General features: G+C 64.6%; 9 protein-coding genes and 1 pseudogene. 6 read left to right on the top strand and 4 right to left on the bottom strand.

From position 1 onward, the window contains the following. The 3 genes and pseudogenes from fusA to VN419_RS13205 all read left to right on the top strand — a co-directional run. Positions 1–265, top strand: a pseudogene (fusA, locus tag VN419_RS13215) (elongation factor G); the annotation flags it as partial. Positions 266–415: 150 nt separating this feature from the next. Continuing rightward, entirely contained in the window at positions 416–1,135 is a 720-nt protein-coding gene (locus VN419_RS13210; protein WP_325647685.1) for a lysophospholipid acyltransferase family protein, read from the top strand. 1 nt (position 1,136) lies between these two features. Then, positions 1,137–2,804 carry a ribonuclease J gene (locus VN419_RS13205; protein ID WP_325647684.1) on the top strand — a complete coding sequence of 556 codons (1,668 nt, stop codon included), beginning with the start codon at positions 1,137–1,139 and terminating at the stop codon, positions 2,802–2,804. A gap of 105 nt (positions 2,805–2,909) precedes the next feature. Here VN419_RS13205 and fliS read toward each other — a convergent pair whose 3' ends face one another. The 4 genes from fliS to VN419_RS13185 all read right to left on the bottom strand — a co-directional run bounded on the left by fliS (position 2,910) and on the right by VN419_RS13185 (position 7,496). Continuing rightward, a complete protein-coding gene (gene fliS / locus VN419_RS13200) occupies positions 2,910–3,500 on the bottom strand; it encodes a flagellar export chaperone FliS (RefSeq protein WP_325647683.1) in 591 nt (196 codons plus the stop codon). 21 nt (positions 3,501–3,521) lie between these two features. Continuing rightward, positions 3,522–5,234 carry a flagellar filament capping protein FliD gene (fliD, locus tag VN419_RS13195; RefSeq protein WP_325647682.1) on the bottom strand — a complete coding sequence of 571 codons (1,713 nt, stop codon included), beginning with the start codon at positions 5,232–5,234 and terminating at the stop codon, positions 3,522–3,524. 163 nt (positions 5,235–5,397) lie between these two features. Then, positions 5,398–6,294, bottom strand: a complete 897-nt coding sequence (locus VN419_RS13190; protein WP_325647681.1) for a flagellin — start codon at positions 6,292–6,294, stop codon at positions 5,398–5,400. A 230-nt stretch (positions 6,295–6,524) separates the two neighbouring features. Beyond that, the gene (locus tag VN419_RS13185; protein ID WP_325647680.1) at positions 6,525–7,496 is read right to left on the bottom strand and encodes a zinc dependent phospholipase C family protein; all 972 of its coding nucleotides are present in this window, start codon (positions 7,494–7,496) and stop codon (positions 6,525–6,527) included. A 244-nt stretch (positions 7,497–7,740) separates the two neighbouring features. Between VN419_RS13185 and VN419_RS13180 the strand changes: the two genes are divergently transcribed. From VN419_RS13180 to VN419_RS13170, 3 genes are all read left to right on the top strand, one after another. Continuing rightward, positions 7,741–8,274: a hypothetical protein gene (locus VN419_RS13180; RefSeq protein WP_325647679.1), complete on the top strand. Its 534-nt coding sequence runs from the start codon at positions 7,741–7,743 to the stop codon at positions 8,272–8,274. A gap of 44 nt (positions 8,275–8,318) precedes the next feature. Beyond that, positions 8,319–9,074: an FAD-dependent thymidylate synthase gene (thyX, locus tag VN419_RS13175; RefSeq protein ID WP_325647678.1), complete on the top strand. Its 756-nt coding sequence runs from the start codon at positions 8,319–8,321 to the stop codon at positions 9,072–9,074. Positions 9,075–9,189: 115 nt separating this feature from the next. Next, positions 9,190–9,996: zinc metalloprotease HtpX (locus VN419_RS13170; RefSeq protein ID WP_325647677.1), on the top strand; the 807-nt coding region annotated here is incomplete at its 3' end.

Here is a 9,996-nt window from a genome sequence, read left to right as displayed (position 1 = left end):
GCCCGACTCCTACATGGGCGACGTCATCGGCGATTTGTCCAGCCGCCGCGGCAAGGTGCTCGGCAGCGAGGGCCAGGGCGGCGTCACCGAGATCAAGGCCCACGTGCCCATGAGCGAGGTGCTCAAGTACGCCCCGGACCTGCGTTCCATGACGGCGGGCCAGGGCACCTTCACCATGGAGTTCTCGCACTACGAGGAATGCCCGCCGCCCATCGCGGCCAAGGTCATCGAGGAGAACAAGCGCGAGGCCGCCGAGGAAGAGTAGGTCACTCGCCCATGCAGAGCGCTTCAGGGCGGCGGGGTATTCCTCGCCGCCCTTTCTTGAGCCCGGAGGGGGACAGCACTGTGTGGCGCGCTTGTGCCCAAGGGGCAATTCAAGTAGTGACAGGGGAATAAAATTCGATAGGGATGAACCATGTTCCGAGTGCTTCGCTTCTTCGCCACCCTTGTGCCCGCCACGCTGTACTACAGCGTGAAGCAACTATTGCTTGACCAGGAAAAGGCCACGCCCGACGAACGAGACCTGCCGGGCAAAACATACGGCCGCATGATGCTGCGCATGGCGGGCATCAAGGTGGACATCGACCTTTCCGCCCTGGACCCCAAGGGCCACTATGTCTTCATGTGCAACCACCAGAGCCTGTTCGACATTCCCATCCTGTTCGACGCCCTGTGGGACTACCACATGCGCTTCGTGGCCAAGGAGAGCCTGTTCCGCATCCCCGTGTACGGCAAGGCGCTCGGCAACGCGGGGCACATCTCCATCAACCGCGAAAACCGCCGCGCGGCCATGAAGAGCGTGGACGAGGCCGTGGCCAGCGCCAAAGGCGGCATCTCGCCCCTCATCTTCCCCGAGGGCACGCGCAACCCGGACCTCTCGAAGCTCATGGACTTCAAGGTGGGCGGCATGGTGCTGGCGCTCAAGTGCGGCCTGCCCGTGGCCCCGCTGGTCATGGAAGGCACGGGAAAACTGCTGCCCAAGAACTCCATCCTGTTCAACCCGGACCAGAAAATTCGCTTGCGGGCCCTGCCCCCCGTGGACCCGTCGAAATACAGCCTGAAGGAGCGCGAACAGTTCAAGGACGACATGTACGCCCTGATGAACGCGGCCTATCAGGAACTTCTGAGGAGCTGACATGACAATCGCCCCCGGCGAACTGACCATCCACCCCCTGGGGGGCCTGGGCGAAATAGGGCTGAACTGCATGGCCCTGCGCACGGCCGACGCCACCGTGCTGGTGGACTGCGGCCTGATGTTCCCCGAGGACTACCTCTTCGGCGTGGACGTGGTCATCCCCCGCTTCGAGCACATTCTGGAGGAGCGCGAGAAGATCAAGGCCGTGGTGCTCACCCACGGGCACGAAGACCACATCGGCGCGCTGCCCTGGCTTCTGCCCCACGTGGACGTGCCGGTGTACGGCTCGGACTTCACCCTGGCGCTGGTGAACAACAAGCTCACCGAACGCTGCATCGAGGCCGACCTGCGCCCGGTGAAGGACAATGAGCGTGTCGAAATCGGCCCCTTTGCCTTCAATTTCTTTCCGGTCTGCCACTCCATCATCAAGGGGCACGCCCTGGGCATCGAGACCCCGGTGGGCCGCATCATCCACACGGGCGACTTCAAGATCGACCGCAACCCGCTGGACGGCCACGCCACAGACATCGAGGCCATCCGCCGCTTTTCCGAGCCGGGTGTGAAGCTGCTCATGAGCGATTCCACCAACGTGGAGCGCGACGGCTTCGCCCTCACCGAGCGAGAGATCAAGGCGTCTTTGCGCGAGATCTTCGACAAGGCCCGCGGCCGCATCATCGTCACGCTTTTCTCCAGCCACATCCAAAGGTTGCAGGAGATCTTCGACCTGGCAGCGGCCTGCGGCCGCAAGGTGGCCATTTCCGGCAAGAGCTTGGTGCGCAACATTGAGCTGGCGCGCGAGCTGGGCTATCTGCGCATTCCCGGCGGTACGCTGGTTGAGGTGGAGGAGATCGGCTCCCTGCTGGATGAGCAGGTGGTGCTGCTCGTCACCGGCAGCCAGGGCGAGCCCCTGGCTGCGCTTTCGCGCATGTCGCTGGACGAACACCGCTACGTGCGCGTGAAAAAGGGCGACCTCGTGCTTCTGTCCTCGCGCTTCATTCCCGGCAACATCCAGGCCATCACCAAGGTCATCAACCGGCTGTACAAGCTGGGGGCCGAGGTGCTGTACGAGAAGGTGCAGGCCATCCACGCCTCGGGCCACGCCCACCGCGAAGAGCTGCGCATCATGCTTGAAACCGTACGGCCCAAGTATTTCGTGCCCGTGCACGGCGAATACCGCCACTTGGTGAAGCACTCGCGCCTTGCGGTGGAGTGCGGCGTGGCCCCGGAGCGCGCCCTGGTGCTGGAGGACGGCCAGCCCGTCACCTTCCTGAGCCAGCAGGACGGCCCGGGCGGCATCCGCCTGGAGGAGGCCGTGCCCGCCGAACGCATCCTGGTGGACGGCAAGGGCGTGGGCGACGTGGGCCAGAGCGTCTTGAAAGAACGCCAGCTGCTGGCGGGCGAGGGCATGGTGGTGGTGCTCCTCGTGGTGGACCAGGACACGGGCGAGATAACCCTCGGCCCGGACATCGTGTCCAAGGGCTTCATCTTCGAGCAGCAGTACGCCCACCTCCTGGAGGACGCCAAGTGCGTTGTGATCGAAGAGTTCGAGGACGTGGGCGCGGCCAACCTGAAACGCCTGAAGGAACGCGTGCGCGGCTCGCTGCGGCGTTTCTTCCGCCGCGTGCTGGAGCGCGACCCCGTGGTGGTGCCGCTGATCATCGCCGTCTAGGCCGCGCCCGCCCGTTGAGGGCTGGGCCACGGCGACAAAAAAGCCCCCGGACGCTGCTGTCCGGGGGCTTTTTTGCGCCATCCAGCCGCAACGCGGAGACTGGCGCTAGCGGCTGGTGGCGTATGCGTTGGCTGCGCGGAAACGCACGGGGTTCACCGGAGCGGTTGGAGCGGCCTCCGGCGCTGCCGGAACCGGGGCCTGTTCGGCGGCGGGGACCTGGCCGGACGGCACCTCGGAGGCTTCGGCGCCCGGCGCAGGGGCGGTGGCCGCAATGGCTTCGCCCGCCGTCTCGGAGGTCACGCCCTGCTGCGTCAGCGAGGCCACCCCGTCCACCGAAGGCATGATCTGCGCAAAGGCCTGGCGCAGGCCGGTAAGAATGGTGATGACCTCCTCCACCATCTCCACGCTCATTTGCAGATTCGCCTTCAAAAGGCGCGTATTGCAAAAAAAATACAGGTTGAACAAGTTCTTGGAGATGTCGCCTCCGCGCTCCTTGTTCAAGCTCTCCTGCAGTTCGCTGATGATGTTGATGGCCTTGGAAATAAGGATGCCCTTGCCCGCCACATCGCCCGCGCGCATCTTCTCGATGGCCAAGTGCAGGTGCTTCACGGCCGTGTCGTACAGCATGAGCAAAAGATCCCCCTGCGAAGAGGTGGAGACCTGCGTGACCAGATAGGCCTTGGCCGCTTTGAGCATGGTGTCCTCGATTCCCGAAGCCTACTTCGAGAGCTGCGTAATGGTGCTGGTGAGCTGGTTCTGTGTGCTCGTCAAGGTGCTCAACAGTTTGTCCAGCCGCGCATACTTCGCCTTTAGCGTGTTCTTAAGATTCGTCAACCGTTGATCTTCGCGAGTGATCTTCGCGTCGATGCTGTCCATGATCTCGCCGTAATTGTCCTCGAGAATCGCCAATGGACCCGTTGTGCTGTTGGTCAGTTCGCTCAGTTTCTCCACCATCTGCCCGGTCTTGCCGAGCTTGATGTCCACGGTGCCGGAGAAGGTGCTGTTGGCCGTGTGGTTGTCGACCTGCACGACAAGGCCCGCCGCGTCGCCGGTGAGCCCCGTTACCTTCCAGCCGTCTATGCCGGCAGGCAGCCCGTTGATGGTGGCGCTCGAGATTCCCGTGGCGCTGGTGATCACCTTCACATTGTAGGACCCAGCCTTGGTCTTGCCGTTGATGCGTGACAAGTAGCTGAAATCCTGCGATTCGCTCTCGCCAGCGTAGTCGGCTGAAAACAGCTTGGCCACGCCCCCGGAGTCCTTGGTCAGCGCGGCATCCAACTGCGTCTCGTCCAGAATCAGCTTGCCGTAGGTGCTCGACGACTGGTCCGCGTCAGTGCTGATGCCAAGCTGTGACAAGGCGGAATAATAGTCGCCCTCGCCCGTGCTGGAATTGAACGCGTTGAAGCCTACCCCCATGTCGGTGACCACGTCCTTCAACTGGGTGCCGATGAGCTGCACGCCATAGTTGCCGGTCAAGAGCGAACCCGTGGCCGTGCCGGAGCTGTTGCTCACCTTGGTCAGCGCTTGCAGCGCCGAGCGCACCTCGTTCACCGCATCAATGAAGGTCTTGATGCTCTCTTTGATGGCCTTGGCGTCGGTGGTGACGCCGATCTGGATCGTGGCGTTGGAGTTGGCCTGCTTTAGCGTGAGCGAGATGCCCGGAATGACGTCATCCACCGTGTTCGAATTGCGCGAAATCCAGTTCGCGCTGCCCACGGGATAGCCATCCACCTTCACCATTGAGCTTTGCGCCTTCTGGGTGTTCTGGAAGGAGGAGGAGCCGAACACCAGCGCCCCGGTATTCGAAAGAACCACCTTGTTCCCGGCGCCCTGGTCCATCCCGTATAATTGCAGGTGGTAGGTGGTGCCATCGTAAATGGTTGTGGCGCGCACCTTGTCTTTGGTGCCTGCGTTGTTGTTGATGTAGTTGACCAGGTTGGTGAGGGTGCTTCCCGCGCCGATGTTGCTGATGGTGTAGGTCTGGCCCGCATAGCTGAAGCTCAGGTTCGTCGTGGATGTGGTGACCACGCTGGTGAGTGCGCTGACGCCCGAGGCCGTGGTGAGGATATCGTTCTGGGCCAACTGGCCCACGATGATGGTGTGCGAGCCCTCGATGGCGTCGCTGGTGGCCTTGGCCGAAACGTTGTCAGAGGTGCTGCTGACCGACTTTGTGAGAAATTCGTTCACCGTGTCCATGCTGCCCAAAGTGGTCTTGAGCGCAAGCAACTTCTTGTTCAGGTACTGGAAGCCCTCGACCTTGAGCTGCCACTGGGCCTTCCAGGACTCCATGGACTTCTTGGTGGCGCTCTCCGCCGTTATCAGTCCGTCGATGAGCGAGTTGAAGTCCGTGCCGTTGCCAAGACCACTGACATTAATGCTGCCAGAGGTGAAGGACGTCGTTGCGGAAGTTGTGCTGGTGGAAGTCGTCACGGGCTACCCCCCCTTAAAGGGAAAAACATGCCGGAATCTGAGTGTCCACCATGATTGTGCAAGCCCGGTGCCAGAACGAAACGGGCCGCCTTGCGGCGGCCCGTTGATTCTCGACGCTGCTGTGGCGGGGCAGCCCTCGACCACAGTCTTCTGATCTTTACCGTTAGCCGCCGATGAGCTGGAGGGCGAGCTTGCCGAGGTTGTTGGCCTGGGAAAGCATGGCCACCGCAGTCTGCACCTTGATCTGCTGGCGGGTGAACTCGGTCATTTCCGTCGCCACGTCCACGTCGGAGATCTGCGACTCAGCGGCAGAGGTGTTCTCGGACTGGATGGACAGGTTGGTGATGGTGTTCTCCAGGCGGTTCTGGAGAGCGCCGAGGTTGGCGCGGATCTTGTCCTTGGAGATGATGGCCTTGTCGAGCTGAGCCAGGGCCTTCTGCGCCAGCTCCTGGGTGGAGATGGACTTGCCGTCGGAGCCGGTGGCGCTCAGGCCAACGCCCAGGGCCGAAGCCGTGGCCGTGTCGATCGACACGTAGTAGTAGTCTTCGGACGAGTCGTTGCTGGTGCCGAAGTGGACCTTCATCGGTCCCGAGGCCTGCAGACCGGAGCCGTTGTGAGTGGAACTCGCACCGGAGAGGTTGCCGTTCAGCAGGTGGATGCCGTTGAAGTCCGTGGCGCTGGCGATTCGGGTAATTTCCGAAGCCATGGCCTGGTACTCCGAGTCGATGATCAGGCGCTGGTCGGACGAGTAGGTGCCCGTCGAGGCCTGCATGGCCAGTTCCTTCATGCGGATGAGCTTTTCGTCGATGACGCCGAGGGCGCCGTCCGCAGTCTGGATCATGGAGATGGCGTCGTTGGCGTTGCGCACGCCCTGGTTCAGCGACGCGATTTCCGCGCGCATGATTTCGCGGACGGCCAGGCCGGCGGCGTCGTCGGCCGCGGTATTCACGCGCAGACCGGAAGACAGGCGCTCGGTGGATGTCGACAACGAAGAATACGAGGACGACAGGTTGCGGGCGGTGTTGGCGGCCAGCAGGTTGTGGTTGATTGTGAGCGACATATCCTTTTCCTCCTTGAAAGCTTTTTGGCATCCTTGCCATTCGGTGGTCCTCATCCCGGCGACATCGCCTGCGGGGCCAATCCGATTGTTGTTACGACTCCCTCATCGGCCTGCCAGGGGAATTCTTTAGGAGCCCCCGGCAACTTTTTTTCATGCGCACGCAAAAAAGCCGCAGAACACGTCCTGCGGCATCAGAAGAGCGGATCGGGCGGGGGCCAGTCTGCGGGCGGCTAATCTGCGGGCAGAAGACGCGCGGCGAAGAAGCGCGCCTGGGTGGCCTGGGTCTGCGGCAGGCCCATGTCCAGGGAAGGCCCGGGCTCCTTTTCGGCCAGCTCGCCCCGGGCGGCGATTGCCGCGGCCTGGACGGCGCAGAACCGCGCCGTGTGCCGGGCGGTCTGCTCCATCAGTCCGGCCAGGGTGGCGGAAAGGGCCTCGCCCGTCACCGGATTCTGGTAGCTCACCTGGCCCGCCACGGCCGCGCGCTGCTCGTACAGCTGCGGGGCGTAGAACAGGGCCGCGATCTCCCGCAGGCTGTCGGGCAGGATGCCCGAAACGTCGCGCAGCAGGCGCGCCAGGGTGGGCATGCGGCAAAGGGCCTGCATGGTGCAGTAAGTGTCCAGGGCGTCCTGCACACCTTTTTGCACCTGCTGGGTGGTGCACCCGGCCAATCCGGCCAGAGGTTCCGGCGCAACGGCGAGGGAAAGCGGCCCCTCAAGCCCGTTCACCAGCTCCCGCAGGGACTGCCCCAGCACTGCCTCCGGTCCTCCGGCGGCCACCATGTCCAGCAGGCATTCCAAGGCCCGGTGCCTGCGCACCGCGCCGGTGCGCCGCTTCTCGTCCGGGTCGTAGTAGTTGCCAGTCAGGTGGTACACCAGGGGGTGGATGGCCGCATCGGCGAAGATGTGCGAGGCCAAGCCCACGAACACGGCCGTGGGCAGGGGCTGGTCCTTTTTCGCGTGCAGGTGCGCGGCCTGCAGGCGCAAAAGCTCAAAGGTGTCCTCGCCGTGGGAGCCGTGCAGCCGGTGCGGCAGGGCCGCCAAACCGGCGGGGTGCTCGCCGCGCAAATAAAAAAGGATGTCGTGCCAGACCGCGCCCAGAAGCAGGCCCTTGGGGCAGCGCGAAAGCGCCGGGCCGAAGGGCGTGCCCGAAAGCAGCTCCCCGGCGCGCCTCGCTACCATCCAGTGTACGACTTCCTTCGGCATGCCCGCCCGTCCTTCGTGCCTGTCTGATTTTCCTGGCCGATTTTCCTGGCCGGTCTGCCTGTCAGGCTTGCCCGACCGACTTGCCAGTTTACCACTTCCATCAGGCCCGTTCCCGCGGCCGACGCACCCGGGAACCCTTGCTCCTGTCTGCACGCTGGGCTATACCCTGCCTGTCCGCGGGCGGCAACACGGCCCATGCCAGCCCAAGCCCGCAGACCAAGCCCGCCCCAAAGGGAGACAGCAAGTGACAGATTTCATCCGCCGCGAATTCCACGTTGACGACCCGGACAAGACCGCCACCATCCGGCAGGATGTTCCGGCCCCGCGCCCGGCCATGCCCGGCGGAAACGTCCTGTATATTATAGGTCTGGAAGGCAGCGGGAAGACGGCCGTGGCCGCGCACCTGGCCCAGGCTCTTGGCGGCGCGGCCCACGTGCTGCCCCTGGACGGCGCGGGCGCGGCCCTTGAGGCCATCCTTTCCGCCGCGCAAAACGGCTCCCCGGCGATAATCGAGGTGCCGCACAAACTGCTCACCAGCGAGGGCTTGCGCGCGCGCATCAGCCAAAGCGGCCGCGTACTCTATCTCATGGCCGGGGTGGAGGCCATCGCCGCCCGCCAGGGTAAAAGCCCAGAGGAAGAGACGCGCCTGCGCGAGCGCCTGGGCCGCCAGCGCACAGCCTTCGAGCCCCTGTTCATGCAGAGCCTGCATCTGCTCGTCATGGCCGACGGCCCCCTGGAACAGGTGCTGGCCGAGGCCCTGGAACGCGTGCGCATGTAGCGCGGCAAGAAATCCACAACCCGCACGAGCCCACCGGAGCGCCCATGCCCGTCTCTCCCCTTTCCGTCGAACTGCTGGCCGTCACGCCCAACGCCCTGTCGCTCATCTACGCGGCCTTCCGCCAGTGCTACCACGCCGGCTTCGTGGCCGACATGTGGCCCAGGCTGCTTTCCGGCGAGGTGGACCGCGAGACCCAGGCCGACTTTGTGCGCAAGGTGCTGGAGAGCGGCCACGACAGCCCGGTGGAGCACGCCAGCTTCTCCTTCGCCATCGCGGGCATCTCGCGCGCGTGCTCGCACCAGATCGTGCGGCACCGCATTGCGTCGTACTCGCAGCAAAGCCAGCGCTACGTGGACGCCTCCAACATGGACTACGTGCTGCCCCCGGCCATCGCCAAGATCCCCGAGGCCCGCGAGCGCTTCGAGGCCTTCATGGCCGAAGTGGGCAACGCCTACCGCGACCTGAAGGACATCCTGGAGGCCCACGGCCGCAAGGACAAGGCCAAGGAGGACGCGCGCTTCGTGCTGCCCCAGGCGGCGGAGACAAGAATCGTCATCACCATGAACTGCCGGGCCTTGCTGCACTTCTTCCACCTGCGCTGCTGCACGCGCGCCCAGTGGGAAATACGCGCCATGGCCGACGCCATGCTGGCCCTGTGCAAGGCTGAGCTGCCCGCCATCTTCGCCACGGCCGGAGCCAAGTGCGAGTCCCTGGGCTACTGCCCGGAGGCCCCGCGCTTCGCCTGCGGCCGCTACCCCACGCGGGAGCAGCTGCTGGCCAAAGGCAACGCGCCGGAGTAGCGCCCCTGCGCGCCCTGCGCACCGGCACGCATTGACTGCGCCCGTTGACTGCGCCCGTCCGGGCCTTATTTTCGCGGGGAAGAATCCCCCCACGCGGGAACGAACCGGAGGCCTTATGACCAGCCACTTGAAAACGCTCTTCCTGCTGGCGCTGCTCACGGCCATCATCCTGTTTCTGGGCCAGGCCCTTGGCGGCCGCGGCGGGCTCGTCATCGCCCTCGTGCTGGCGCTCGCCATGAACTTCGTCAGCTACTGGTGGTCGGACAAGATCGTGCTGTCCATGTACCGCGCGCAGGAGCTTTCCCCCACGGACGGCCCCTGGCTGCACGCCATGGTGGCGGAGCTTGCGCAGAACGCGGGCATCCCCAAGCCGCGCATCTGCCTCATCCCCCAGGACGCCCCCAATGCCTTCGCCACAGGCAGAAACCCGGACAACGCCGTGGTGGCCGTGACCCAGGGCATCATGCAGGCGCTGACGCCCGAGGAGCTGCGCGGCGTGCTGGCGCACGAAATCGCCCACATCGCCAACCGCGACATATTGATCCAGAGCGTGGCCGCCGTGCTTGGCGCGGCCATCATGAGCATCGCGCATATGCTCCAGTGGGGGGCCATTTTCGGCCTGGGACGCCGCTCCTATAATGATGGGGGCGACGACGAGGGCGGGGCCAGCGGCCTGTCGGCCATCGCGCTGGCCATCGTCGCGCCCATGGCGGCCATGCTCATCCAGATGGCCATTTCCCGCTCGCGCGAGTACCTGGCCGACGAGACCGGGGCGCGCATCTCCGGCAGGCCCTTGGACCTGGCGAACGCACTCGGCAGGCTCGACGCGGCCTCGCGCCAGATTCCGCTCGAAGGCAGCCCCGTGGCCGAGAACCTGTTCATCGTGAACCCCTTCACCGGGGCCGACGTGGCCAACCTGTTC

The sequence above is a fragment of the Humidesulfovibrio sp. genome (assembly GCF_035560995.1).
Lineage (GTDB): Bacteria > Desulfobacterota > Desulfovibrionia > Desulfovibrionales > Desulfovibrionaceae > Humidesulfovibrio.
The sequence above is the reverse complement of the archived record's forward strand: the minus strand, read 5'-3'. Positions and strand labels throughout refer to the sequence as shown.

Bases quoted from the DNA above. Each gene is read 5' to 3' on its own strand.
- thyX (WP_325647678.1), top strand. From the start codon at position 8,319: ATGCCCGTCTCTCCCCTTTCCGTCGAACTGCTGGCCGTCACGCCCAAC.
- VN419_RS13205 (WP_325647684.1), top strand. From the start codon at position 1,137: ATGACAATCGCCCCCGGCGAACTGACCATCCACCCCCTGGGGGGCCTG.
- VN419_RS13210 (WP_325647685.1), top strand. From the start codon at position 416: ATGTTCCGAGTGCTTCGCTTCTTCGCCACCCTTGTGCCCGCCACGCTG.
- VN419_RS13185 (WP_325647680.1), bottom strand. From the start codon at position 7,496: ATGCCGAAGGAAGTCGTACACTGGATGGTAGCGAGGCGCGCCGGGGAG.
- fliS (WP_325647683.1), bottom strand. From the start codon at position 3,500: ATGCTCAAAGCGGCCAAGGCCTATCTGGTCACGCAGGTCTCCACCTCT.
- VN419_RS13190 (WP_325647681.1), bottom strand. From the start codon at position 6,294: ATGTCGCTCACAATCAACCACAACCTGCTGGCCGCCAACACCGCCCGC.